Source organism: Ferriphaselus sp. R-1, from assembly GCF_000746095.1.
Taxonomy (GTDB): Bacteria; Pseudomonadota; Gammaproteobacteria; order Burkholderiales; family Gallionellaceae; genus Ferriphaselus.
Genome location: NZ_JQKP01000004.1, coordinates 1 through 25,511, shown reverse-complemented (window position 1 = coordinate 25,511; position 25,511 = coordinate 1). Strand labels below are relative to the sequence as shown.

Annotated in this window: 25 protein-coding genes and 1 pseudogene; 5 read left to right on the top strand and 21 right to left on the bottom strand. The window is 60.9% G+C overall.

Annotated features, from left to right (window positions below; genetic code table 11):
* The first annotated feature begins 409 nt into the window (after positions 1-409).
* The 3 genes from DM08_RS12810 (at position 410) to DM08_RS05650 (ending at position 5,568) form a co-directional block, all read left to right on the top strand.
* A complete protein-coding gene (locus tag DM08_RS12810) occupies positions 410-1,348 on the top strand; it encodes a retron St85 family effector protein (RefSeq protein WP_152555787.1) in 939 nt (312 codons plus the stop codon).
* Positions 1,339-2,268, top strand: coding sequence for a retron St85 family RNA-directed DNA polymerase (locus DM08_RS12520; protein WP_081908787.1), 930 nt, complete (start codon positions 1,339-1,341; stop codon positions 2,266-2,268). Before DM08_RS12810 ends, DM08_RS12520 begins: the two co-directional genes overlap by 10 nt.
* An 87-nt stretch (positions 2,269-2,355) precedes the next feature.
* Entirely contained in the window at positions 2,356-5,568 is a 3,213-nt protein-coding gene (locus DM08_RS05650; protein WP_035383680.1) for a UvrD-helicase domain-containing protein, read from the top strand.
* A 71-nt stretch (positions 5,569-5,639) separates the two neighbouring features.
* Here the strand turns inward: DM08_RS05650 and DM08_RS12805 are convergent, their stop codons facing one another.
* The 18 genes from DM08_RS12805 to fliF all read right to left on the bottom strand — a co-directional run bounded on the left by DM08_RS12805 (position 5,640) and on the right by fliF (position 21,464).
* Entirely contained in the window at positions 5,640-6,308 is a 669-nt protein-coding gene (locus DM08_RS12805; protein ID WP_051937815.1) for a c-type cytochrome, read from the bottom strand.
* A gap of 83 nt (positions 6,309-6,391) precedes the next feature.
* On the bottom strand, positions 6,392-6,832 hold the full coding sequence (locus DM08_RS05640; protein ID WP_035383679.1) for a VOC family protein: 441 nt from the start codon (positions 6,830-6,832) through the stop codon (positions 6,392-6,394).
* A gap of 66 nt (positions 6,833-6,898) precedes the next feature.
* Positions 6,899-8,032: a molecular chaperone DnaJ gene (gene dnaJ / locus DM08_RS05635; protein ID WP_035383678.1), complete on the bottom strand. Its 1,134-nt coding sequence runs from the start codon at positions 8,030-8,032 to the stop codon at positions 6,899-6,901.
* Positions 8,033-8,116: 84 nt separating this feature from the next.
* Complete coding sequence (gene dnaK / locus DM08_RS05630; RefSeq protein ID WP_035383781.1) at positions 8,117-10,057, bottom strand: molecular chaperone DnaK; 1,941 nt, start codon at positions 10,055-10,057, stop codon at positions 8,117-8,119.
* A 159-nt stretch (positions 10,058-10,216) separates the two neighbouring features.
* On the bottom strand, positions 10,217-10,741 hold the full coding sequence (grpE, locus tag DM08_RS05625; protein ID WP_035383677.1) for a nucleotide exchange factor GrpE: 525 nt from the start codon (positions 10,739-10,741) through the stop codon (positions 10,217-10,219).
* A gap of 96 nt (positions 10,742-10,837) precedes the next feature.
* On the bottom strand, positions 10,838-11,623 hold the full coding sequence (gene fliR, locus DM08_RS05620) for a flagellar biosynthetic protein FliR (RefSeq protein ID WP_035383676.1): 786 nt from the start codon (positions 11,621-11,623) through the stop codon (positions 10,838-10,840).
* 3 nt (positions 11,624-11,626) lie between these two features.
* On the bottom strand, positions 11,627-11,896 hold the full coding sequence (gene fliQ / locus DM08_RS05615) for a flagellar biosynthesis protein FliQ (protein ID WP_035383675.1): 270 nt from the start codon (positions 11,894-11,896) through the stop codon (positions 11,627-11,629).
* Between the two features lie 11 nt (positions 11,897-11,907).
* Complete coding sequence (fliP, locus tag DM08_RS05610; RefSeq protein WP_035383674.1) at positions 11,908-12,654, bottom strand: flagellar type III secretion system pore protein FliP; 747 nt, start codon at positions 12,652-12,654, stop codon at positions 11,908-11,910.
* A complete protein-coding gene (gene fliO / locus DM08_RS05605; protein WP_035383673.1) occupies positions 12,644-13,090 on the bottom strand; it encodes a flagellar biosynthetic protein FliO in 447 nt (148 codons plus the stop codon). The genes fliP and fliO overlap by 11 nt, the downstream gene beginning before the upstream one ends.
* 1 nt (position 13,091) lies before the next feature.
* Positions 13,092-13,550 (bottom strand): flagellar motor switch protein FliN, encoded by a 459-nt coding sequence (fliN, locus tag DM08_RS05600; protein WP_035383672.1) that lies wholly within the window; start codon positions 13,548-13,550, stop codon positions 13,092-13,094.
* Complete coding sequence (fliM, locus tag DM08_RS05595; protein ID WP_035383671.1) at positions 13,547-14,542, bottom strand: flagellar motor switch protein FliM; 996 nt, start codon at positions 14,540-14,542, stop codon at positions 13,547-13,549. The genes fliN and fliM overlap by 4 nt, the downstream gene beginning before the upstream one ends.
* A 5-nt stretch (positions 14,543-14,547) precedes the next feature.
* On the bottom strand, positions 14,548-15,087 hold the full coding sequence (gene fliL / locus DM08_RS05590; protein ID WP_035383670.1) for a flagellar basal body-associated protein FliL: 540 nt from the start codon (positions 15,085-15,087) through the stop codon (positions 14,548-14,550).
* A gap of 91 nt (positions 15,088-15,178) precedes the next feature.
* Positions 15,179-16,306, bottom strand: coding sequence for a flagellar hook-length control protein FliK (locus DM08_RS12210; protein ID WP_051937814.1), 1,128 nt, complete (start codon positions 16,304-16,306; stop codon positions 15,179-15,181).
* The gene (gene fliJ / locus DM08_RS05580; protein WP_035383669.1) at positions 16,303-16,767 is read right to left on the bottom strand and encodes a flagellar export protein FliJ; all 465 of its coding nucleotides are present in this window, start codon (positions 16,765-16,767) and stop codon (positions 16,303-16,305) included. The genes DM08_RS12210 and fliJ overlap by 4 nt, the downstream gene beginning before the upstream one ends.
* A 10-nt stretch (positions 16,768-16,777) precedes the next feature.
* Complete coding sequence (fliI, locus tag DM08_RS05575) at positions 16,778-18,187, bottom strand: flagellar protein export ATPase FliI (protein ID WP_035383668.1); 1,410 nt, start codon at positions 18,185-18,187, stop codon at positions 16,778-16,780.
* A complete protein-coding gene (locus tag DM08_RS05570) occupies positions 18,172-18,807 on the bottom strand; it encodes a flagellar assembly protein FliH (protein ID WP_035383667.1) in 636 nt (211 codons plus the stop codon). The genes fliI and DM08_RS05570 overlap by 16 nt, the downstream gene beginning before the upstream one ends.
* Positions 18,800-19,795, bottom strand: coding sequence for a flagellar motor switch protein FliG (gene fliG, locus DM08_RS05565; RefSeq protein ID WP_035383666.1), 996 nt, complete (start codon positions 19,793-19,795; stop codon positions 18,800-18,802). The genes DM08_RS05570 and fliG overlap by 8 nt, the downstream gene beginning before the upstream one ends.
* Positions 19,788-21,464 (bottom strand): flagellar basal-body MS-ring/collar protein FliF, encoded by a 1,677-nt coding sequence (gene fliF, locus DM08_RS05560; RefSeq protein ID WP_035383665.1) that lies wholly within the window; start codon positions 21,462-21,464, stop codon positions 19,788-19,790. The genes fliG and fliF overlap by 8 nt, the downstream gene beginning before the upstream one ends.
* 152 nt (positions 21,465-21,616) lie before the next feature.
* Here fliF and fliE point away from each other — a divergent pair, with 152 nt between their 5' ends.
* Positions 21,617-21,943, top strand: a complete 327-nt coding sequence (gene fliE / locus DM08_RS05555; RefSeq protein ID WP_035383664.1) for a flagellar hook-basal body complex protein FliE — start codon at positions 21,617-21,619, stop codon at positions 21,941-21,943.
* A gap of 74 nt (positions 21,944-22,017) precedes the next feature.
* On the opposite strand, the gene DM08_RS05550 is transcribed toward fliE, so the two are convergent.
* Positions 22,018-22,368: a HopJ type III effector protein gene (locus DM08_RS05550; RefSeq protein ID WP_035383663.1), complete on the bottom strand. Its 351-nt coding sequence runs from the start codon at positions 22,366-22,368 to the stop codon at positions 22,018-22,020.
* 63 nt (positions 22,369-22,431) lie between these two features.
* The gene (locus tag DM08_RS05545; protein WP_051937813.1) at positions 22,432-23,121 is read right to left on the bottom strand and encodes a Bax inhibitor-1/YccA family protein; all 690 of its coding nucleotides are present in this window, start codon (positions 23,119-23,121) and stop codon (positions 22,432-22,434) included.
* A 151-nt stretch (positions 23,122-23,272) separates the two neighbouring features.
* Here DM08_RS05545 and typA point away from each other — a divergent pair, with 151 nt between their 5' ends.
* Positions 23,273-25,102, top strand: coding sequence for a translational GTPase TypA (gene typA, locus DM08_RS05540; protein WP_035383662.1), 1,830 nt, complete (start codon positions 23,273-23,275; stop codon positions 25,100-25,102).
* Positions 25,103-25,204: 102 nt separating this feature from the next.
* Here the strand turns inward: typA and DM08_RS13000 are convergent.
* Positions 25,205-25,511, bottom strand: a pseudogene (locus DM08_RS13000) (type II secretion system F family protein); the annotation flags it as partial.

Genomic DNA, 25,511 nt, shown 5'->3' with positions numbered 1-25,511 from the left:
CTGCCCACAGTACATCGCGCTGCATGGATGGCGCGAGGCAAAAGGCAGGATTCCCCGGGATAGCAGCTGGCGCAAGATAGGTGTCCGTATTGACGCGGGCGTTGTCAGTTCATGAAATAAAGGGGAAGCACTTGCTGCGTCATTTAGCCAACTTTCAGAAAATGAGCCGAAACCGCACAATTGTTTCTTGATTGTGGAACAGCTTATCAACTACACTGCGCTATCAATTACGTGAATGGTGGCAAGTTGTTTCAGCTATCAATTGTCGGGCGTTTCGCCAGACTGAGTTGCAGTGGAGTGCATCAACGGCACGAAATCGAAAGTTTTCGATTCGGGCTAGATGCAGAAGCGCCCGAATCGAAAACTTTCGATTTCGTGCCTAATTTAAGGTAATTGATACTTCCCCTCCGTGTTTAATAACGCGATCCAGACTTTCAAAGCGTCAATATCGCCGCCAAAGACTCGTATTGAGTCTCTTTCCCCGCTCATCTTGGTATTCGGCGGAGCAGCCTCCGACATCAATAATAAGTATGCATCTTGCCGCAGCGTCTTCCTCGATTGGGCGTTTAGTTCAAGTTATGACTTATCAAAATACTTGATAAAGCCGGAAGATTACAAAGAGTGGAATCAGTTTGAAGGGTACGACAATCTCGTTGACTTCGAACGAGATGCAGGGTGTTTATCCAGAGGGATCCTCCTTTTTTCAGAGTGTGAAGGTGCTTTAGCCGAACTAGGCGCATTCTGCATGGATGACGTTCTGTGCGAGCGTCTTTTGGTGGTTGTCGCCAAAGATCATTACGATGCGCCGTCGTTTATCAAACTTGGGCCAATTAGAAGAATTGAAGAAGCTCACAGCTCTTCAGCTATTTGTGTCGTTGATTCAACTAGTGACCCCAAATTGTTTGAACCAGAAGTCGTTGGCGTTGGCGAAGCACTTAAAGCCAAGGTTGTTACATTGCCAAAAACTCATCGGTTTAATTCAAACAGCACACGAGACCAATTTCTTCTGATTGCTGACTTGGTTGAGTTATTTGGCGCGCTAACAAAGAAGGAGATTGAAGAGTTGCTCCTTTTTATGGGCATTGAGCACGAAGCAAAACGCCTGAAGCGAATGTTAAATCTTCTACAACTGTTGGACTTAATTGTTGAGTCAGGGCATTTAACCGAGCGATATTTCGTGCCACCTAAAGAGCGGATTCGCTTTTTTGATTATTCAGCACCAGAAGAAGCTAAGTCAAAGTTTGAAAGATCACGATTTAAATTAACAACTGCGTTACCAGCGCTATCAAAGGAGGCAGTACGTTCAAAAGCATATGCAAAGATCCATGGGGAAATAAAATGGGTCTAATTGAGCGAATTCAGCAAGACTTCACACTTACTCGGCGAGAAGTTCAACTTCTGCTTCTGACAGCCGCATCGCGTTACAAACTGCACTACATCGAAAAGCGACATGGGAGAGGAAGAAGATTAATTGCGCAGCCTACTGCAGAAATTAAAATTCTTCAGAAATGGGCAGTTGCTAACTACGTAAATCTATTGCCAATACATAATGCAGCAACTGCATATCGACCGGGTCGCAGTATCAAAGATCACGCAGTGGCTCATGCTGGCAACCGCTATCTTCTCAAACTTGATTTTGAGAATTTCTTCCCCTCGATAACGGGCAATAATTTCTTTGACCACCTCAAGTCGTATTTGGAAGTCTCAGATGAGGATGCCAACCTTCTAGTTAGATTGTTGTTCCGTTATGAACTCGTGAGCAGAAATTATGTACTCTCGATTGGCGCACCAAGCTCGCCAGCCGTTTCAAATACGATCATGTTCAAATTTGATACCGCTTTAGCTGAATACTGTGATGCCAACCAGATTGCATATACCCGATATGCTGATGACCTTGCTTTGTCGACTAATACACCGAAAGTGCTGAATGATGCTTATAACTTTGTTCGCCAGTTGTGTCGAGAAACGCAATATCCTCGCGTATCACTTAATGAAAAAAAGACGGTTTTCGTCTCAAATAAGTTTAGGAGAGAATTGACTGGCTTGGTATTGTCCAACGAAGGAAGGCCATCACTTGGTCGCGAAAAAAAACGTCAAATACGGTCTATGGCCCATCATTTTTCTTTGGGGCAAATCCCACCGGAAGATGTGCCACATTTGCGAGGACTAATTGCTTTTGCAATTTCAATTGAGCCCGAGTTTATTGAATCAATTAAGCGAATGATTAGCATTGAGTTATTCCAATCGCTGATGAGCGGACAAGCGTGAGCCCGCGAACCCCAGCATTTACCTCGCACCACACACCTTGCCGGGGTTCGTCCCTCATCCAAGCCTCCCTTTCAAATTTTATCGAACATGGATAACCACACCGCCCTGAACCCCACCCGCAGCATCGTCGTTGAAGCCTGTGCGGGCAGCGGCAAGACTTGGTTGTTGGTGTCGCGGGTGGTGCGGTTGTTGTTGGCGGGGGTTAAGCCTGCCGAGATTCTGGCGATCACGTTCACGCGCAAGGCGGCGCAGGAGATGCAGCAGCGGTTGCATGACTGGCTGCATCTGCTGGCGGTGGCGGACGAGGCTCAGGTGCGGCAGTTCTTGCGCGAGCGGGCGCTGGATGAGGCGGAGGTGGAATCCGCTTTGCCGCGTGCGCGGGCGCTGTTCGCGGAGGTGTTGCAGGCTCAGCCGCCGCTCACCATCAACACCTTCCACGGCTGGTTCATGCAGTTGATGCAGCGCGCGCCGCTGGCGGCAGCGCCCGGCGGGGTGAGTCTGCTGGAGCAGACGCAGGCTTTGCAGGACGAGGCGTGGCGCATGTTCGCCGACCAGTTGGGTGATGCGCCGGGCAGTGTCGCCGAGCAGTCCATGCAGGTTTTGCTGGCCGACATCGGGCTGCACAACACGCGGGCGCTGCTGTTCAAGTTCGTCGCGCTGCGCAACGAGTGGCAGGCGTATGTCGCTGGGCAAAGTCAGCCGGTGGATTGGGCGTTGGCGCGGTTGCGCGAGGAGCTGGAGATCGACGAGACGCGCGATCCGCTGGCGGATTGGGCGCAGGATGCGTGCAGTGCGCAGGCGGTGATGGCGTTCGCCGGGCAGTTGGCGGCGGGCAATACCGAGGCCAAGCGCACGGCGGCCAACAAGTTGGAGCAGGCTTGGACGGACAACGCGGGCGAGGCGCGATTCCTTGCGGTGTGCGAGCAGATGTACACCCAGGCGGGCAAGCCGCGCGCGTTCAAGGCGGTGGGCAAGCAGAGCGTCGATGCCTACGAAGTCGCCCGCGACCAGTTGTTCGAGCAACTGGATACCCTGCGCGGCGAGCTGGACGACCGCCAGGTGTACGCCCTCAACAGCCATGCGCTGCGCTGCGGCGCGGCCTTGCTGGATTGCTATCAGCAGTTGAAACAGCGCCAGCAGCAGATGGATTTCGGCGATCTGGAATGGCAGGCGGCGCGCCTGCTCAACGACAGCGACCACGCCGAATACATGCAGTACAAGCTCGACAGCCGCTACAAACACGTGCTGCTGGACGAGTTCCAGGACACCAATCCCTTGCAGTGGCAGATCCTCCGCGCCTGGTTCGCGGCGGCGGACGCGGTGGATTCGCGCCCGACCATTTTCATGGTGGGCGACCCCAAGCAGTCCATCTACCGCTTCCGCCGCGCCGACGCGCGCATTTTCGACGTGGTGCGCGAATTCCTCGTCGAGCATTACGGCGCGGCGCACCAGAAGCGCAACGTCACCCGGCGCAATGCGCCTGCGGTGCTGGCGGCGGTGAACGGCGTGTTCGAGGGGCAGCCGGTGTTCCACGATTTCGTCACGCACGAGTCGCACAACGTCGGGCTGCCGGGGCATGTCGAAGTGCTGGGATTGTTGCCGATGCCAGACAAGGCCGAAACGGCGGAGGCCGCGCTGACGCTGCGCAATCCCTTGCTGGAAGCGCGGGCGGAGAAGGACGGCAGCGCGCGCGAGACCGAGGCGGAGCAGTTCGCCGCCAAGGTCGCCGAGATCGTCGGTCACTGGCAGGTGCATGAGGAGAATGGCACGGTGCGCCCGGCGCAGTACGGCGACATCATGGTGCTGGTGCGGAAGCGCACCCACCTCGCCATCTACGAACAGGCGCTGCGCCAGCGCCACATCCCCTTCGTCACCTCGCGGCGCGGCGGGCTGCTGGAGGCGATGGAGACGCTGGACTTGCAGGCGCTGCTCACCTTCCTCATCACCCCGTTCGCCGACCTGCAACTGGCGCAGGTGCTGCGTTCGCCGTTGTTCGATTGCGGGGATGAGGAGCTGCTGGCACTGGCAGGGCTGGACGAGGGGAGCTGGTGGCGGCGCTTGCAGTTGCTGGTCGAGGCCGGAACCGCCTCAGCCAGTTTGCAGCGCGCCGAGCGGTTGTTGCGCGGCTGGCTGAATCTGGCCGACCGCCTACCGGTGCACGACTTGCTCGACCGCATCTACTTCGAATCGGATGCGCTGGTGCGTTATCGCGCCGCCGTGCCGCCCGAGGCGCGCGAGCAGGTGGTGGCCAATCTGCAAGCCTTTTTGCACATCGCGCTGAACGTGGACGCCGGTCGCTACCCCAGTCTGCCGCGCTTTCTGCACGAGCTGGCCGAGCTGCGCGCCGCCAGCGACAACGAAGCGCCGGACGAGGGCAAGCTGGGTGCGGTGGGCAATGCGCTGCGCTTCCTCACCGTGCACGAATCGAAAGGGCTGGAAGCGCCCATCGTCTGGCTGCTCGATGCCAACGACGCACGCGAAAAATCGGACAGCTACGGCGTGCTGCTGGACTGGTCGCCGGACGCGGCGCAGCCCGGCCATTTCTCCCTGTATTCCCCGCAGCGCGGAGCCAAACGCGCGCGCTACTTCACCGCAGAAGACAAGCTGGCCGAACGCGAGGCGATGAACTTGCTCTACGTCGCCATGACGCGCGCCAAACAGGCGCTGCTGGTGAGCGGCAACGGCAAGCCGGGCGAGGAGAGCTGGTACGGTCGCATCGCGGCGGTGGCGGGGCAGGGGGCGAATCCCTTGTTGTGCGAGGCGCTGAGCGCCTCGCCCGTTATCCGTAAGCCCGAACCGCAGGTGGATGAAGCGCTGCGGCAGCCGTATCCGGTCGGCAGCCGACGTGCCGGTTTGAGCGAGGCGCAGCGGCGCGGGGTGTGGCTGCATGCCTTGTTGCAACACCTGGCCCCGGCGGCAGGCGCGCCTTGCCCGGACGAGGCCGCGTTGGCGCAGCGTTGCCGCATCCCGCCCGGCGAACTGGAGCAGTTGTTGCCGCAGGCGCGCGCCCTGCTGGAGCGCGTCGAACTACGCCGCTTCTTCGATCCGGCCTGTTACTTGCGCGCCAGCAACGAGTTGCCTTATGTCGGAGATGACGGCGACCTGCGCCGTATCGACCGCCTGGTCGAGTTCGATGACGAGGTCTGGGTGCTGGATTACAAGATGGGCGAGGCGGGCGGTGATGCCGCGCGCCATGCCGGGCAGATGGCGCAGTATCGCATGGCGATGCAGGCCTCGTTCCCGGCCAAGTCGGTGCGTTGTGCCGTGCTGTTCGCCGCAGGCCGGTTCTGCGAGCTTTGAGCCGCTGCTGAAGGCTGGAATGAACAAGGGCATCCGCTCGGGATGCCCTGTCGTGCGCTGGCGGAGAGAGTTTATCTCAGCGTGGCGATGAATCCGGCCAGGCTGGCGATGTCCGCGTCGGACAAGCTGCTGCCGCCCTTGGCAGGCATCACGCCGAGATTCCAGCCGAACTTGCCACCCTTCTTGATGTTGGCCGCGATGGTGGCGGCATCACCCTTGTACTTCGCACCCACGTCCTTCCAGGCCGGGCCGATCAGCTTGCTGTCGATCTTGTGGCAAGCCAGACAGTTTCCCTTTCTGGCCAGCACCATGGCTTGATCCTGAGTGATGGCGGCCGCCTTGGGAGGCGCCGGCTTCGTTTCGGCGGCGGGCTTCACCTCGGCGACAGGTGCGACGGGAGCCGTGGCGGGTGCAGTGGCCGCAGCCTTTTCCGGTGCGGCGGTCGCGCTGCCGCTCTTCTTGGTATCGGCTTTGGATTTTGCGGCGGCCTTGGTTTCAGCCGCAGCTGCCTTGGTCGTCACTGCCTTGGCGGGGGCGGCGTCTTGCTTGGCTACGGGCGCTGGCTCGGCGACACCGACCGGTTTCGAAGCTGCGGGAGCGGCTGTAGGGGAGGGCGCCGGTGCTGCCACTTCAACTGCCGGTTTGGCCTCGGTCGCAGCGTGAGGCTTGGTCGTATTGCAGGCGGCGAGCCCGAGAGCTGCTGCGATGATCGTCAGGTTCAATACTGTCTTGGTCTGCATGGCCGTCCTCCTTGGATGAATGGAAGCCGGATTCTAACGCCACTCCCTGCGTGCGCGCTTTGCTTTCGATGCCGTGGCGTGATTCACAGCTTGAGCGGCCTGACCGTCATCACCGCCGCCAGATCGTCTTTCCACAGCGCCGGGTCGGCATCCACGAACAGCTCGATCTCGTTGCCGTCCGGGTCGGCCAGGTACAGTGACTGGCTCACGCCGTGGTCGCTCATCCCGGTCAGCGGTACGCCGTGCTGCTCCAGCCGTTGCTTCCACGCACGCAGCTCGTCCAGCGAATCGCCCACCTTGAGTGCCAGGTGATACAACCCGACCGCATCCGCTGCGGGCGAGGGTGCTTGCCCACCGACTTGCAGCAAGCCGATGTCGTGGTGATTGGTGCCGAACGAGAAGAACGCCATCGCCCCACGGTAGCGCATCACTTCCTTGATGCCGAGCACATCGCGGTAGAACGCGGCGGCGCGGTCGAGGTCGCGGACTTTAAGGACGATGTGGCCGATGGCCTGGATGGGCATGGTGGCTCCTGTGCTGGTTTTCGTTACGTCAAAACACACAGGGCAGCTTGCGCTGCCCTGTGCTACTTACTCGAAGAACTCCTTCACCTTATCCATCCACGACTTCGCCCGTGGATTGTGCCTGGCGTGGTCGCCGCTGCTGATGGCATCGAACTCGCGCAGCAGCTCCTTTTGCCGCTCGGTCAGGTTGGCCGGGGTCTCCACCACGACGTGGCAGTGCAGGTCGCCGTAGGTGTTGCTGCGCACGCCCTTGATGCCCTTGCCGCGCAGGCGGAACTGCTTGCCGCTCTGCGTTTCGGGCGGAACCTTGATGCGCGCCGTACCGTCCAGCGTGGGGATGTCGATCTCGCCGCCCAGTGCTGCGGTGGCGAAGCTGATCGGCATCTCGCAGTGCAGATCGTTGTGGTCGCGCTGGAACACGGAGTGCTGCTTGAGGTGGATGACCACGTACAGGTCGCCCGCCGGGCCGCCGTTCACGCCGTGCTCGCCTTCGCCAGAGAGGCGGATGCGGTCGTCGTTGTCCACGCCCGCCGGGATCTTCACCGACAAGGTCTTGTGTTGCTTGACGCGGCCCACGCCGCCGCAGGAGCCGCACGGCGAGGTGATCTGCTTGCCGCTGCCGTGGCAGCGCGGGCAGGTCTGCTGGATGGAGAAGAAGCCTTGCTGCATGCGCACCTGGCCTTGACCGTGGCAGGTGGAACAGGTGGTCGGGCTGGTGCCGGGCTTGGCACCCGAACCTTTGCAGGTGTCGCACTCGGCCATGGTCGGCACGCGAATCTGCGTCTCGGTACCGCGCGCGGCCTGCTCCAGCGTGATCTCCAGGTTGTAGCGCAGGTCGGCACCGCGATGCACATTGCTGCGCCCGCCTGCACCGCCCCGGCCACCGCCGAAGATGTCGCCGAAGATGTCGGAGAAGTCGAACCCTTGCGCCCCGGCACCCGCACCGAAGGGGTTGCCGCCGCCCATGCCGCCCGCCTCGAACGCAGCGTGGCCATATTGGTCGTAAGCCGCGCGCTTCTGGCCGTCGGACAGGGTCTCGTAAGCCTCCTTCGCCTCCTTGAAGTGCTCCTCCGCCTTCGGATTGTCCGGATTGCGGTCGGGGTGAAACTTCATGGCCAGCTTGCGGTAGGCCTTCTTGATCTCGTCATCGGACGCGTCACGATTGACGCCGAGGACTTCGTAGTAGTCTTTTTTTGACATAGTCGTTAGTCGCAAGTCGGAAGACGTAAGTTGAAAAGCAACCCCAAGGTTTTGCTTACGACTTACGTCTCACGTCTTCAAACTTTATTTTTTGTCTTTCACTTCAGTGAATTCTGCGTCCACCACGTTATCGTCCTTCTTGTGGTCGTTGCATTGTTCGCCGGGTTCGCAGCTGCCGCAGCCCGCATCACCACCAGCTTGTGCTTGCTGGGCGGCGTACATCTTTTCGCCCAGCTTCTGCGCGGCGGTAGCCAGGGCTTCGGTCTTGGCTTCGATGGCCTCCTTGTCGTCGCCTTTCACCACTTCCGCGGCTTCCTTGATGGCGGCTTCGATGGCGGACTTTTCTTCCGCTGTCAGCTGCTCGCCGTATTCCTTCAGCGACTTGTGGGTGGTGTGGATCAAGGTGTCCAGCTGGTTGCGCGCAGTCACCAGTTCCATCGCCTTGCGGTCTTCGTCGGCGTGGGCTTCAGCATCCTGCACCATGCGCTCGATCTCGGCCTCGCTCAAACCGGAGCTGGCCTTGATGGTGATGTTGGCTTCCTTGTTGGTGGCCTTGTCCTTGGCGGAAACGTGCAGGATGCCGTTCGCGTCGATGTTGAAGGTCACTTCGATCTGCGGCATGCCGCGCGGAGCGGGCGGGATGTCGCCGAGGTTGAACTGGCCCAGGCTCTTGTTGCCGGAAGACATCTCGCGTTCGCCTTGCAGCACGTGGATGGTCACGGCGGACTGGTTGTCGTCCGCTGTCGAGAACACCTGCGATGCCTTGGTCGGGATGGTGGTGTTCTTCTTGATGAGCTTGGTCATCACGCCGCCCATGGTTTCGATACCCAAGCTGAGCGGGGTCACGTCCAGCAGCAGAACATCCTTAACCTCGCCTTGCAGCACGCCGCCCTGAATACAAGCGCCTACGGCCACGGCTTCGTCCGGGTTCACGTCACGGCGCGGGTCACGGCCAAAGAACTCCTTAACCTTTTCCTGCACCTTGGGCATACGGGTCTGGCCGCCAACCAGAATCACGTCGGCGATGTCGGAAATCGACACGCCCGCGTCCTTCATGGCGATCTTGCACGGCTCGATGGTGCGCGCGATCAGGTCTTCCACGATGCTCTCCAGCTTGGCGCGGGTGATCTTCACGGCCAGGTGCTTAGGGCCGGTCGCATCGGCGGTGATGTAAGGCAGGTTCACCTCGGTCTGTTGAGCGGAAGACAGCTCGATCTTGGCCTTTTCCGCCGCGTCCTTCAGGCGTTGCAGCGCCAGCATGTCTTTCTTCAGGTCGATGCCGTTCTCCTTCTTGAACTCTTCGATCAGGAAGTCGATCACGCGCATGTCGAAGTCTTCGCCGCCCAGGAAGGTGTCGCCGTTGGTGGACAGCACTTCAAACTGGTGCTCACCGTCGATCTCGGCGATGTCGATGATGGAGATGTCGAAGGTGCCGCCGCCCAAGTCATACACCGCGATCTTGCGGTCGCCTTCCTGCTTGTCCAGACCGAAGGCCAGCGCGGCTGCAGTCGGCTCGTTGATGATGCGCTTCACGTCCAGACCGGCGATGCGACCGGCATCCTTGGTGGCTTGGCGCTGCGAGTCGTTGAAGTAGGCCGGCACGGTGATGACCGCTTCGGTGACTTCTTCGCCCAGATAGTCTTCGGCGGTCTTCTTCATCTTGACCAGCACTTGCGCGGAGATCTCCGGTGCGGAGATGTCTTTGTCGCGCACCTTCACCCAGGCATCGCCGTTCTTGGCCTTGACGATGGTGTAAGGCACCATGCCGATGTCCTTCTGCACCATCGGCTCGTCGAAGCGACGACCGATCAGGCGCTTCACGCCGTACAGTGTGCTCTTCGGGTTGGTGACCGCCTGACGCTTGGCCGATGCGCCAACCAGGATCTCACCGTCTTCGGTGTAAGCGATGATGGACGGTGTGGTACGCGCGCCTTCCGCGTTCTCGATCACCTTGGGCTTGCCGTTCTCCATCACGGCCACGCAAGAGTTCGTTGTACCCAGGTCAATACCAATGATCTTTCCCATGTCTTTTCCTTTCAGTTGAATCGGGTTGATTTCGATGTCGCCCAAGATGGGGCGGTTGTTAGTAATTTCAAGGGGTGAGGTAGTCGTAAGTCGTTAGTTATTAGTCGGGCTTGTCGGCTGCGCCGGTTTTTACTTACGTCTCACGTCTCACAATTGACCCTACTTCCCCTTAGACACCATCACCAGCGCCGGACGCAGCACGCGGTCGTTCAGGGTGTAGCCCTTTTGCATCACGCTGACCACAGTGTTGGCGGGCTGGTCGCTGTCCAGCATGCCGATGGCCTGATGCTTATGCGGGTCGAGCTTCTCGCCGACCGGATTGAGTTCCTTGATGTTGAATTTCTCGAACACGCTGGTGAGCTGTTTCAGCGTCAGTTCCATGCCGCTCTTGAAGCTCTCCACGTTCTCGGTGGTCACGGCCAGACCGGCTTCCAGACTGTCTTTCACAGCCAGCACTTCGTTCGAGAAACGCTCCACGGCGAACTTCTGCGCCTTGCTCACGTCTTCGGCTGCGCGGCGGCGGATGTTCTCGCCCTCGGCCTTGGCGTACATCCAGGCATCGTAATGCTCCTGCGCCTTGCGTTCGGCGGCTTGCAGCAGCTCTTCCATGCTTGGGGTGGTGTCGGGGGTGGACTGTTCGGCGGTCGGTTCGGCAGGTGCTGCGCTTGCTTCGGTGTGTTCCATCGTGCTCTCCAAATAAACGTGCGAGCTAAATGGGCATGGATTTTCCGATTTCAAGGAGCAGAGTGGAAAAATTTTCGGCCAGGGTGCCGAGCGGGCTTATCTCTTCATTTGCTGCGTGATGCGCTGCATGGTGTCGAGGCCGTTGTGGGCGAACTGGTCGACCAGCGGGGCGAAATACGACATCGACAAGGCGAGGATGATGAATCCGACGGCTAGCGTGATCGGGAAGCCAATGGCGAACAGGTTCACCTGCGGGGCGCTGCGCGACAGGATGCCCATGGCCAGGTTGGTGATGAGCAGTGCGGCCAGTATGGGGAGCGAGAGTTGCAGAGCGAAGGCGAAGATACTGCCCCCCCATAGCGCCAGCGTGTGCATGGCATGAGCAGAAGGCGGCGTGGCGGCGATGGGGACGGTCTTGAAGCTCTCGGCCAGGATGGCGATCAGGTACAGGTGGCCGTCCATGGTGAGAAAGGCCAGCGCGGCGATCACCCCGAGGAATTGCGCGAGGATGGGGGTGAACGAGGCGCGTTGCGGATCGTAGAAGCTGGCGAAGCCCAGGCCGATCTGCAAACCGGCGATCTCGCCGGCCATCTCGATCGCGGTGAACACCAATCGCATGGCGAAGCCCATCGCCACGCCGACAAGAATCTGCAACAGCAGCACGAACATCCCGCTGGCGGAGCCCGGCTCGATGTCGACGGGGGCGTTCAGCGTAGGGGCGATGGCGACGGTGAGGATGAAGCCGAAACCGATCTTGACCCGGTTGGGTATCTGCCGGTTACTGAGGATAGGCGCGGTGGCGATGAAGGCCATGATGCGCGCCAGCGGGAACAGGAACGCGGCGATCCAGAGATTCAGTTGCGCGCTGGTGAAGGAGATCACGGCTCACCCCACCAGCCAGGGGATGCTCTCGAACAGCCGCTTCATGTAGTCCGTGATCAGCCCTATCATCCACGGCCCGGCGATGATCATCACCAGGAACATGGCCAGCAGTTTGGGGATGAACGACAGTGTCATCTCGTTGATCTGCGTGGCGGCCTGAAAGATGCTGACGACCAGACCGACGATGAGCGCGGTGAGCAGCAGCGGAGCCGACACCATCAGCGTCAGTTCCAGCGCCTGTCGGCCTATCGTCATCACACTTTCCGGAGTCATCGCGGCTTACCTCAGGTGTAGAAACTCTGTACCAGCGAGCCGATCAGCAGGCTCCAGCCATCGGCCAGCACGAACAGCATGATCTTGAACGGCAGCGCGATGATGGCGGGCGACACCATCATCATACCCATGGACATCAGCACGCTGGCGACCACCATGTCGATGATGAGGAAGGGGATGAACACCACGAAGCCGATCTGGAAGGCGGTCTTGAGTTCGCTGGTGACATAAGCCGGGACGAGGATCTTCATCGGCACGGTCTCCGGACTTTCCAGCGGGCCGGAGTTGGAGATCTTGACGAACAGGGCGAGGTCGGATTCGCGCGTCTGGCGCAGCATGAAGGCCTTGAGCGGCGCGCTGCCGGTGTCGTAAGCCTGTTCCAGCGAGATCTTGCTTTCGCTGTAGGGCAGCCAGGCCTCGTTGTAGATCTTTTCGAGTACCGGCGACATGACGAAGAAGGTGAGGAACAGCGCCAGCCCGACCAGCACCTGATTGGGCGGTGAGGACTGCGTGCCGAGCGCGGAGCGCAACAGCGACAGCACGATGATGATGCGGGTGAAGCCGGTCATCATCAGCAGCACAGCCGGCAGGAAGGTCAGCGAGGTGATGAGCACCAGCGTTTGCAGGCTGAGCGTCCAGGTCTGGCCGCCACCGGCTGACGGCGTGCTGGTCAGCGCGGGCAAGCCAGCTTCGGCGGCCCAGGCGAGCGGAGCCGCCAAGGCCAGCAAAACCAGCAACAGTGCGCGACTAAGCCGCATTCTTTTTCTCCATCACTTGCTTGAGCCAGCTCTGGAACGCGGTCTGATCGCCTTCCAGTGCGCCCGCTTCGGCGGCGGGCAGGGCGGACTTCGGCAGGGTATGCAGCGTGCGCACCGAACCGGGGGCGACGCCGACCACCAGCCAGGTCTCGCCGACCTCGACCAGCACGATGCGTTCACGCTGGCCCACGGCCACGCCGCTGACCACCTTGAGCAGGTTGCGACCACCCTGTTGTGGCAGGTTGATGCGTTTGAGCAGCCAGGCCACCAGCACGATGGCACCGAGCACCAGCAGCAGGCTGAAGATCACTTGCAGGATGCTGCCCGAGGAAAGGGCGGTGGGGGCGGGAGGAACATACGCTGGACGGGAGGCGGTGTCCGCCGCCGCGACGAGCGGTAACCTGAGCGCGGCGAGGGCTGTGAGCGGGCGCAACATGTTATCGATTGAGGCGGCGCAGGCGTTCCGACGGCGTGATGATGTCGGTCAGGCGGATGCCCAGCTTGTCGTTCACCACCACCACTTCGCCCTGGGCGATGAGGAAGCCGTTGATGAGCACATCCAGCGGCTCGCCCGCCAAGCCTGACAGCTCGACCACCGAACCTTGCGCCAGTTGCAGCAGGTTCTTGATCGGCATCTTGGTGCGGCCCAACTCCACGGTGAGCTGCACCGGGATGTCGAGGATCATGTCCAGATCGTTGCGCGAGGCGGCACTGCCGCTGCCGCTGGAGAACTCCTCGAACACGTGGGGTTTCGCCGAGGACAGCCCGGCGGCCTGTGTCGAGCCTGCCTGTTCCGCCATGGCCGCACCCCAGTCATCGGTGGTGGCCGAGGCTTGTTCCGCCATCGCTGCGCCCCAGTCGTCGGCACTGATTTGTTCGCTGGTTTGATCGTTCATGATCGTTCTCCGTTACTTTCGGTTACGTTCCCTGTCAGCATCCGCTCCACCCGCAGGGCATACTGTCCGTTGAAGACACCGTACTTGCAGTCCATCACCGGGACTTCTCCCACCAGAGCCTGTATGGAGTCGTCCACTTCCAGCGGGATGACATCCCCGGATTGCATCTTGAGGACTTGCCCGAGCGTGATCCGGGCGTGGCCCAGTTGAGCCTTCAGCTCTACATCCGCCGACTGGATCTGCTTGGACAGCATGTTCAGCCAGCGCTTGTCCGCGATCAGGTGATCCCCTTGCATGGTGCTGTACAGCATCTCGCGGATCGGCTCGATCATCGCGTACGGGAAGCAGATATGGATGGGGCCGCCGGTGCCGCCGAATTCGATCTCGAACGTGGTGGCGACCACGACTTCGTTGGGCGTGGCGATGTTGACGAATTGCGGGTTCATCTCCGAGCGCACGAACTCGAACTTCAGTTTGTACACCGACTCCCAGGATTTCTCGTAGGACTCGAACACGACGGCCAGCAGTTTCTGGATGATGCGCATCTCGGTCTGCGTGAACTCACGCCCTTCGACCCGGGTGTGGATGCTGCCGTCGCCGCCGAACATGTTGTCCACCACCTGGAACACCAGGTTGGGGTCGAGTACGAATAGGCCGTTGCCGCGCAGCGGCTTGGCCTGCACCATGTTGAAGTTGGCGGGCACCGGCAGGTTGCGGATGAACTCGCTGAATTTCAGCACGCGCACCTGGCTGACCGAGATCTCGGGAGTGCGCCGGATGAAGTTGAACAGGTTGATGCGGAACAAGCGGGCGAAGCGCTCGTTGATGACCTCCATGGTGGGCATGCGCCCACGCACGATGCGCTCCTGCGTCGCCAGGTTGTAAGGCCGGATGCCGCCGGGAGTGTCGTCGGCTTTCTTTTCGTCAGACTCCCCCGTGACTCCCCGGAGCAGGGAGTCAACTTCGTCTTGGGAGAGAAAGTCGCTGGACATGATGATTACTGGATGATGAAGGAAGTGAACAGTACGTCTTCGACACCTTCCTTGGCTTTGGCGGCGTGTTTGGACTTTTTGCCCTTGGCAGGGGCCTCTTCCGGAGGTTCACCGGCACCCAGCACACCGTTGGTCTCTTCCACGATCTCGTTGGCCAGGGAGCGTTTTCCTTCGGGGGTAGAGAGTTCGGAGGCGCGCTTGCTCGACAGCAGCAACAGCAGTTTGCTGCGGATCTCGGGCATGTTGGCCTTGATCTCTTCCTCCAGTTTGGGATCCATGACCTTCAACGACAGGCCGATCTGCAGGAACTGGTCGCCCTCTTCGCGTTGCAGGTTGACTGTGAACGTGTCCAGCGTCACGAACACCGGATGCGCTGCCGGCTCGGCATGTGCTTCCTCTTCTTCCGGATGTTTTCCGCCCATCATGAAGAACCCGACACCGCCACCGATCGCCAATACCAGTACGGCGGCGACGATAATGAGCATTTTCTTGCTCTTGGGTTTCTCTTCTCCGGCGGCTGCCGGTTTTGCTGCTGGCTTGGACATCGTTTTCTCCTATCAGGTTGGTGTCATTATCTTCGGGTACGCAGTCGGCGCATCAGCCAAATAAGACGCAGAATCCCCCCTTATTCCCCGGTCATGCGAACGTATCAAGCAAGCCTTGGTGTCGCCGGACCGGTGCGGTCACTCTGGTCGAAGGTTGTTCGCCGGCAGCGATGTTATCCGAAACGCCAGGGGAACGAGTGCCTGAACTGCGTTGGCGGGAATCCTGGGAGGTACTTTGACTCTGGTCACTCACCGATGTGTTCGACAGCGTGATGCCGTTATCGGCCATCAGTTCACGGAGTTTAGGCATGGCTTGCTCGACGGCCTCGCGTACGGCTGCGTGCGGCGACGAGAAGAATGCCGTAGCCTGGTCGCCGCTCACGCTGACGACCACGTCCAACGGGCCGAGCTGAGGAGGGTTCAGGTGGAGTTCGGCGCTTTGCTGATGTTGGGTAGCCAGCCAGGTCACCTTCTGGCCGAACTCATCCCCCCAGTCCTTGCGGCCTACGGGCGGTGCTATGCTGAGTTGTGCCGGGGCGGCTGTGGGCGTGGTCAATGCGGCGGCGTTCGCCTGGGCCACGCCGGTCAAGGCGGGCAGGGGGGCATCGGCGATGTGGCCTTGTTCCTGTCGTGTTGTCAGCGTGCTCGCCCCATCCGGCAGGCTGCTGCGCACCCCGGCGATCATGCTGTCAGAGGCGGTATCCCGCTTCGCTGTGGTCAGCGCGGTGGTATCCGTGCCGCGCTGGGCGACACCCGAAGCCGGCTCGGTAGTCAACCGGGGGCGGGGGCTGTCGTCTGTGACGGCAGCGGCGGTCATGTCCGGGGCGCTTTCGGTGGGGGCTGACGGGAGAGTCGTGGTGCGGGGGAGCGTGGCGGAAGAGCGCACTTCACCGGGCGCGGCGGCAGACCGGGCATCGCTCGTTGTGGTCGTTCCGGCTGCCTGACCTTGCTGGATCAGGTTGACCAGCAGGTCGGCAGGCAGTGCGACCGTCCCGTCAGGCGGTGCAACGGGGGCATCCGCAGCGACGGCGGGGGGCTGTTCCTTGCGCGTAGCCGTTTTGTTGGCGGTGTGATGTTGCTCCTGCATGGCCTGGCGCGCCATCTGGCCGGAAAGTACCGAGCCGAAAGGCGGTTGCTGAGCTCCGGCTCCGTCATCACTGGTGCGATTGACGGGTTTCTGGGGCGGGTTAGTGGGTGTCGTCAGCAAGACTGCGTTCATGGCAATTCCCCTTCAGGGTGTGGTTTCTGGTAGGTGGCCTGACGGCCAGCATGTTCATCCTGTGCCTTTTGCTCCATTTTGGCTTCGAACCTTTTGCCGACCTCGACGTGTCGTTGAGCCAGGGCATCGAATGACTTCATTTTGATCTGCGCTGCTTTCAATTCCTCGCGGCCATGAGTCACCGCATGTTCGGCGTTGATGGCGACCTGGCGCTGCTGGGTGATGGCTTCGTCCAGGCGATAGATGAATTCCTGGAAGTTGCGCAGCTCGGCGGGTTCCATGCCGCTCTTCACGGCCTCCTGGAACTTGTCCTGATAATCCTTGCGATACTGCACCAGCACATCCAGCTTGCCTTGGGCGGTCTGTTTCTGCTGGTTGAGCTGGCCCAGGCGCTTGGTGGCGGCCTCGTTGCGTTGTTGCGCGAGGTTGACCAGCGGTTGCAATGAGAACGGTTTTGTCATGTTCCTCTACCTAATCCTCGACCAGAAGTGATGCGAACTGGTCCATGCTGTGTGCCATGGGGTCGCTTTCGAACATGCCTTGCTTCAGGAATGACTCCATGCGCGGGTGCAATACGATGGACTTGTCCAGCAAGGGGTCGCTGCCACTGACGTAGGCACCGACACTGATCAGATCGTGGTTGCGCTGGTAATGCGCATACATCTGCTTGAAACGCTGCACCTGGCCGAAGTGCTCCGGACTGACCAGATGGCTCATCGCGCGACTGATCGATGCTTCGATGTCGATGGCGGGGTAATGCCCTTCCTCGGCCAGGCGGCGGGACAGCACGACATGGCCATCGAGGATGGCGCGCGCGCTGTCGGCGATAGGGTCTTGCTGGTCATCGCCCTCGGTCAATACGGTGTAGAACGCGGTGATCGAGCCGCCGCCTTCCACACCATTGCCGGCTCGCTCCACCAGCATCGGCAGTTTGGCGAACACCGAAGGTGGGTAACCCTTGGTGGCGGGCGGTTCTCCGATGGCCAGCGCGATCTCGCGTTGTGCCATGGCGTAGCGGGTGAGCGAATCCATGATCAGCAGCACGTTCTTGCCCTTGTCGCGGAAGTATTCAGCGATGGTGGTGGCATACGCCGCACCTTGCATGCGCATCAGCGGGCTGGTGTCGGCGGGCGCGGCCACCACGACCGAGCGTGACAGCCCCTCTTTGCCGAGAATGTCGGTGATGAACTCCTTCACTTCACGGCCCCGCTCGCCGATCAGGCCGACCACGATCACATCGGCGCTGGTATAGCGCGCCATCATGCCCAGCAACACGCTCTTGCCCACACCGGAACCGGCGAACAAGCCCATGCGCTGACCGCGTCCGACCGTGAGCAGGCTGTTGATGGCACGCACGCCGACATCCAGCGCATCCTTGATCGGGGCGCGGTCCAGCGGGTTGATCGGGCGACTTTGCAAGGCGGCGCTCTCTTCTTCCAGCAAGGGGCCCAGCGAGTCCAGCGGTCGTCCGGCACCGTCCACCACGCGACCGAGCAGCATCTTGCCTACCGGCAGGTGGCGCGCGAGGTCGGAGGCGCGGCGACGCAGTTTCGGGCGTTTGGTGGCATAAGTGATGATGGGCGCAGGTTCGATCGGCACGACGCGCGCGCCCGGCACCAAGCCCTGGACATCGTTCTCCGGCATCAGGAACAGGCGGTCGCCGGAGAATCCGACGACTTCCGCCTCGATGCGATTGTTGGGCAGCTCGATAGCGCAAGTGCTTCCCACCGGCATCCGCAGGCCGACCGCTTCCATCACCATGCCGGTGACCTTGGTCAGGCGGCCACTCAGCTGCAAGGGTTTGCATTGCTGCAGGACTTCCCGACTGTCTTGCAGGCAGTTGAGCCAGTGGCGGGTGTGTGGGTTTACGCTTGCATCCATGTCGAATCGCTCCCCAGGGTCGAAACGACGCGCCGCCACCGGGTTTCCAGTCCGGCATCGATCTGGCTCTGCGCCGTGTCTACGCGACAGCTACCCCGCTCCATCCGGGCATCCTCATTGATCTTCCAGCCCAGGTGCGACAACTGGTCACCGATCTGGGCACGCACAAGTTCTGCATCCGCCGGGCAGAGCACCAGATGGGCCGACTGGTTGAAGTGCGGCAAGGTGTTGATCGCCTCGCGGATCACCCCCAGGATCAGCTCCGGCTTGACGGCGAGCGCCTGATGCAGCATCTGGCGCGCCACTTCCAGTGCCAGGTTCAGCACTTCCTGGGCCAGATCCTGATCGGCGCTACGCATCGAGCCTTCCAGCGAGTCGATCAGCGCGGTCAGTTTGGCGGTCTGTTCGGCGGCGAGTTGCAAGCCTTCGGCGTGCCCGGCCTGAAACCCTTCGGCGTGTCCGGCCAGATAGCCTTCGTTGCGCGACTGCTGGTGGATGTCCTCCAGCTCGGAAGCGGTAGGCAGGACCACGGGGACGGTGTCCGTATCGAGGGCCGACTTCGGGGCATCGAACGAGGGCAGTTCCCAGCGTTGCCAAGCCGTGAGTCGTTCATTAGACATAGGCCTCGTCTCCCTTGCCGCCCAGCGCGATCTGGCCTTCTTCCGACAGACGGCGCACGATCTTGAGGATCTCCTTCTGGTTCGCCTCGACCTCGCTGAGTTTGACCGGTCCCTTGGACTCCAGATCCTCCTTCATCATCTCGGCTGCGCGCGACGACATGTTCTTGAAGATCTTGTTGCGCATTTCCTCGCTGGCACCCTTGAGTGCCACGATCAGGGTCTCGGACTGGACCTCGCGCAGGATCTGCTGGATGCCGCGATCGTCGATCTCCAGCATGTTCTCGAAGACGAACATCTCGTCCTGGATCTCCTGCGCCAGATCGGGGTCATGGCCGCGTACCGCATCCAGCACCTGCCCCTCCAGCGTGGTGCCCATGTAGTTGAGGATCTCTGCCGCTGTGCGCACGCCGCCCTTGATGCTCTTCTTGCCCGAGCCGCCGCTCACCATCAGCTTGGACAGCACATCGTTCAGCTCGCGCAGGGCGGCGGGTTGTACGCCATCCAGCGTGGCGATGCGCAGCATCACGTCCCCGCGCGTGCGCTCGCTCAGCAAGGCCAGCACCGAGGAGGCCTGGTCCGGCTCCAGATGTACCAGGATGGTGGCGATGATCTGAGGATGCTCGTTGCCGATCAGCTCCACGATGGAGGGCGCATCCATCCACTTCAGGCTTTCGATACCGGCGGTGTCGCTGTTCTGCATGATGCGATCCAGGATGCCGGCGGCCTTCTCGTCGCCCAGCGCTTTGATCAGCATGCTGCGGATGTAGTCGTGCGAATCCATGCCTATCGTGGTCTTGGTGGCAGCGATGGTCATGAACTCTTCGTACACGACGGCGATCTGTTCGTGCGTCAGGTTCTTCAGGTTGACCATCTCGGCGCTGATCTTCTGTACTTCCTTGGGGCCGAGGAATTTCAAGACCTCGGCGGCCTCGGTCTCGCCCATCGTCATCAGCAGGATGGCGCTCTTGGTGGCTCCGTCGTTACTCATTGCCGTTCACCCATTCCTTGACCACGGTGGCGACGATCTTCGGGTCTTGTTGTGCCAGTTGCTTGACGGCCTGGACATGGTTCTCGTAGGAGGGCGCGCTCCGGTTCAAGCCGCCGGAGGCAGCGTCCGCGCCTGCACCCGCTATCGCATCATCATGTCCCGACTGGTGTGTCGCTCCTTCGGCGGCAGACTCGCCACTCTCTTCCCCAGGCTCCTGCGGGGGCGGGGGGGCCAGGTTCTTGAAGGCGGGGCGGATGACCATGAAGATCAGCGCCAACATCACCCCGGCGATCAGGCCGTATTTCAGCAACTCCTTGGCCAGGTCGACCATGCCGGGCTGCTTCCACAGCGGCACATCCGGCAGAACCTCCTTGTCGTCGGTAAAGGCGCTGTTGATGACCTCCAGGCTGTCGCCCCGTTTCTCGTCATAGCCCATCGCCTCTTTCACCAGAGCCGTGATCTGGGCTTTTTCCTCGTCGCTCAGAGGCTTGCTCGACGGGGTGCCTTTTTTGTCCAGAACGGTGCGATGGTTGACGACCACGGCCACCGACATGCGCTTGATCGAGCCGACGGGCAGTTTGGTGTGGCGTATGGTGCGATCCACCTCGAAGTTGGTGGTGGCCTCCTTGTGCGTGCTGCTGGTGGCGGCGCTGGAGGTGACCGAACTCGCCGGATTGACGATGGGAGCCGTGGCCGGTACCGGTGGCTGATTGGACAATGCGCCCGGTACACCGGCAGGGCCGCCTGCGCCGTTGTTGACGGACTCGGTGGACTGCTGACTGCGCACGGCGGCCTGATTCGGCGGTTGGTTGGGGCCGTAGCTCTCGGCGGTCTGCTCGGACTGCGAGAAATCGAGGTCAGCCGTCACTTGGGCGCGCACGTTGTTGGCACCGACCAGCGGAATGATGATGTCCTGGATGCGTTTGACGTAATCCTGTTCGATCTGGCGCAGGTACTTGAGCTGGCTGGCATCCAGCACCTCGGTGCCGCCTTCGCGCATGGCCGAGAGCAGCGTGCCGTTCTGATCCACCAGAGTGACGCTCTTGGCCGACATCTCGGGCACGCTGCTGGAGATCAGGTGGACGATGGCACTGACTTGTCCGGCATCCAGAGTGCGGCCCGCATTGAGCGACAGGATCACCGAGGCGCTGGGTTTCTGTTGATCCTTGACGAAGACGGAGGGCTTGGGGATGGCCAGATGCACGCGGGCGCTCTGCACCGAGGCCAGCGTCTGTACCGAGCGCGCCAGCTCGCCTTCCAGTGCACGCTGGTAGTTCACTTGTTCGAGGAACTGGCTGGTGCCGAACTTCTGGTTCTCCATCAGCTCGAAACCGACGTTGCCGCCCTTGGGCAAACCTTGCGAGGCGAGCTTCAGGCGGGTCTCGTGGACCAGATTGGCGGGGACCAGCACCGCGCCGCCGCCTTCGGTGAACTTGTAGGGGACGTTCATCTGCTGCAGCGATTCGATGATCGCGCCGCCGTCCCTGTCCGACAGGTTGCTGTACAGCACCCGATAGTCCGGTGTCTGCCCCCACATCACCGAGCCGATGACGATGGCGATGATGGCGGCGATGGCCACCATCAGGCCGATCTTTTGTGAGCCGGAAAGGCGATCCAGCGCCTGTGTCAGCGGCGATCCGGATCGGGTTGTGATGTCTGTGTCCGCCATGGTGATGAAATGAGCCTGATTTCCCTGTTGCGCATTATCCTCAGACCACTCAAGTGCATTCATCCGAATAAGGGGGGAATTCGCGGGCTTTTCGCCCCATGCCCATCGCGCGCGCCTTGCTATCGTGCGGCCATCGGAAATGGAGGTGCAAGATGAACGTCTCTGGAGTGGACAATTTGCTGGCGCAGATGCGTACCATCATGGCGCAGGCGCAGGGCGGCGTGGCTTCATCGCAAGGCGTTGGTGGTGCGGGGCAGGCGGACTTCGCCAGCGCACTCAAGGCGCAACTGGACGGCGTATCCAGCCGCCAGCACGTGGCCGAGGATATGCAGAAAGCGTTCGTGCTGGGCGATGACAAAGTCAGCCTGAGCGACACCATGATCGCCATGCAGAAGGCGAACGTCGCCTTCCAGACCACCGTGCAGGTGCGCAACAAGGTTGTCGCCGCCTACAACGACATCATGAACATGCAGGTCTAGCTGCGGGCCGCATGCGGGTCAGGTGAGGCACCCTGAGGGGTGCCTTGTCTTTTGGGTGCGGGAGTCGGACTGAGTTACTGCGGTTTGGTGCTCAGTGCCGCAGCCCTGAAGTCGATGCCATCCCAGCCCGTGCGCATGAAGTTGCGGATGTTCTGGTGGTCGGTAGCTTCGGGGTGGCCGAGCACGTCTTTGCGGTAATAGTCGCCGAAGCAGTGCAGGGTGAGTGTGGGCGAGAGTCCTTGCAGTTTGGCGAAGGAAAATATCTTGCACGAGCCGGAGTTCTTGCCCGCTTCGTTGAGCAGGTCGCCGTTGCGGAATTCGGTCGGGGTGAAGTCGTACAGTGCTTCGATCACCGCGATGGTGTCGGCGAAGGCGATGGTCTCGGGAGCGTCGTTCAGGCGTTGCAGGAAAGTGTTCAGTTCCAAGATTGTCTCCATTTGTGAAATGAAAAAGGCGGCCAGAGGCCGCCTTTGCTATTGCGCGCGAGCTTAGTCGCGTTCGCCGCTGAAGGCCATCAACAGGTTCAGCAAGTTGATGAACAGGTTGTAGATATCCATGTACAGCGCCAGCGTCGCCATCACGTAGTTGGTCTCGCCGCCACGCACGATCTGGCTCACGTCGAACAGGATGTAAGCCGAGAAGATGAGCACCGCCATGGCCGAGATGGTCAGCGACAGGGCGGGGATGTGCAGGAACACATTGGCCAGGGACGCGACCAGCAGCAGGATCAGCCCGATGAACAGGAACTTGCCCATGAAGCTGAAATCCTTCTTGGTCACCGTGGCGATGGTGGCCAGGCTGCCGAAGATGATGCCGGTGCCGCCTGCGGCCATGCCCACCAGTTGCGCGCCGTTCTTGAAGTGCAAGGCGACTTGCAGGATAGGGCCGAGCAACACACCCGCGACGAAGGTGAAGCCCAGCAGGGCGACGATGCCCCACACGCTGTTGCGCAGGGCGGTGACGGCGAACAGCATGCCCATCATCGCGCCGAACATCAGCAGCGTGGACATGATCGGATGTTCCGCCATGAACGAGAAATTGATCGAGGTGCCGATGAACGCGCCGATGACCGTGGGGATCATGGTCAGCGCCAGCATCATGTAAGTGTTGCGCAGGACCTTGTTCTGGTCGGCTACAAACGAGCCAGTCTGCGTTGCGGTGATGGGTTGGTAGTGCATTTTTCCTCCGGGGAATATTGAACAGCGGCGCTAAGACTACCGAAGGAGGGAGAAAGTTTCAACCATAGGCGTCTGGCCGATGTTCTCCTTCGTCGTCGGGGCGGGTGTGCTAGAATGCGCGCCCTTTGAATTCTTTATCAGGCAGTTACCCATGTCCCGCGCCCTTCGTAATATCGCCATCATCGCCCACGTTGACCACGGCAAGACCACGCTGGTTGACCAACTTTTGCGCCAATCCGGCACGTTCCGCGACAACCAGCAGGTGGATGAGCGCGTGATGGACTCCAACGATCTGGAAAAGGAGCGCGGCATCACCATTCTGGCGAAGAACACCGCCATCACTTACGGCGAGTATCACATCAACATCGTGGACACACCGGGACACGCCGACTTCGGCGGCGAGGTGGAGCGCGTGCTGGGCATGGTGGACGGCGTGGTGCTGCTGGTGGACGCGGTGGAAGGCCCGATGCCGCAGACCCGTTTCGTGACCAAGAAGGCGCTGGCGTTGGGCTTGAAGCCCATCGTCGTGATCAACAAGGTGGACCGTCCGGGTGCGCGTCCTGACTGGGTGCTGGATCAGACCTTCGATCTGTTCGACAAGCTGCACGCCACTGACGAGCAGCTCGATTTCCCCGTTATTTACGCTTCCGGCCTGAATGGCTGGGCCTGCCTGGATCTGACCGATGCGCCGTCCAACGGCGGTAGCGCCGATAACATGAACCCGCTGTTCGACACCGTGCTGAGCCACGTGCCGACCCCACCGGGCAGCCCCGATGCGCCGCTGCAATTCCAACTGGCCGCACTGGATTACTCCACCTTCACCGGTCGTCTGGGCATCGGTCGCGTGCTGAATGGCCGCATCAAGCCGGGTCAGCAAGTGGTGGTGATGAACCACGAGCAGCAAATCAGCTCGGGTCGTATCAATCAGGTGCTGGGTTTCCGTGGTCTGGAGCGCATCGCGGTGGAAAGCGCCGAAGCGGGCGACATCATCATCATCTCCGGTCTGGACGAGATCGGTATCGGCGTGACCGTGTGTGACCGCGACAATCCCGTCGGCCTGCCGATGTTGACGGTGGATGAGCCGACGCTGACCATGGACTTCATGGTGAACAGCTCGCCGCTGGCCGGTACCGAAGGCAAGTTCGTGACTTCACGCCAGATTCGTGACCGCCTGAACAAGGAATTGCTGACCAACGTGGCGCTGCGCGTGGAAGATACCGAAGATGCCGACGTGTTCCGCGTCTCCGGTCGTGGCGAGTTGCACCTGACCATCCTGCTGGAAAACATGCGCCGCGAAGGTTTCGAGATGGCCGTGGCCAAGCCGCGCGTGGTGTACAAGGAAATCAACGGCGAGAAGTGCGAGCCGTATGAGAACCTGACCATCGACCTGGAAGACGGCCATCAGGGCGGTGTGATGGAAGAGATCGGTCGCCGTCGCGGCGAACTGACCAACATGGAATCCGACGGCAATGGCCGTACTCGTCTGGAATACCATATCCCGGCGCGTGGCCTGATCGGCTTCCAGTCTGACTTCATGACCATGACGCGCGGTTCTGGTCTGATGAGCCATGTGTTCGACGACTACGGCCCGGTCAAGGCCGACCTGCCGGGTCGCCACAACGGCGTGCTGATCTCGCAGGAAGACGGCGATGCCGTGGCCTACGCACTGTGGAACCTGGAAGACCGTGGCCGCATGTTCGTCTCCCCCGGCGACAAGCTGTACGAAGGCATGGTCATCGGCATCCACAGCCGCGACAACGACCTGATCGTCAACCCGATCAAGGGCAAGAAGCTGACCAACGTGCGTGCCTCCGGCACCGACGAAGCCGTGCGCCTGACCACGCCGATCAAGCTGACGCTGGAATCCGCCGTGGAGTTCATCGACGACGACGAACTGGTCGAACTGACACCGAAGTCCATCCGCATCCGCAAGCGTCACTTGAAGGAACACGACCGCAAGCGCGCGCAGCGCTCGGAATAAGCGTAACGCGATCACTGAAAGTCCCGCCGAGATCCTCGGCGGGGCTTTTTGTTTTTCGCGTGGCGTTTTGAAAGGGAGTGATGCGTGTCCAGGCTGGCGGTGTCACCCGCAGCGCAGAGCCACTTTGTGCCACGACTCTAGGGCGGCACGGCCGCGCTCTTTGCGGGCGAGGATTTCGATGCCTTCCAGCAAGGGCAGTCCGGCATCCAGCAGGGACAGCAGTTCCTGGCTGAACAGGGTGAGCGGAAAGCGCTTGGGGCGGGTGATGCGAAAGGACGGCAGTACAAACCCGCCCGATGATACCACCCGGTAACCTTGGGATTCGGCGAGGCGTACCGCTTCTTCGACGCTGGGTGCATCGAAGTTCAGGCGGACGATGCCTTGGCTGGGGTGGTGGGCGGTTAGGGTG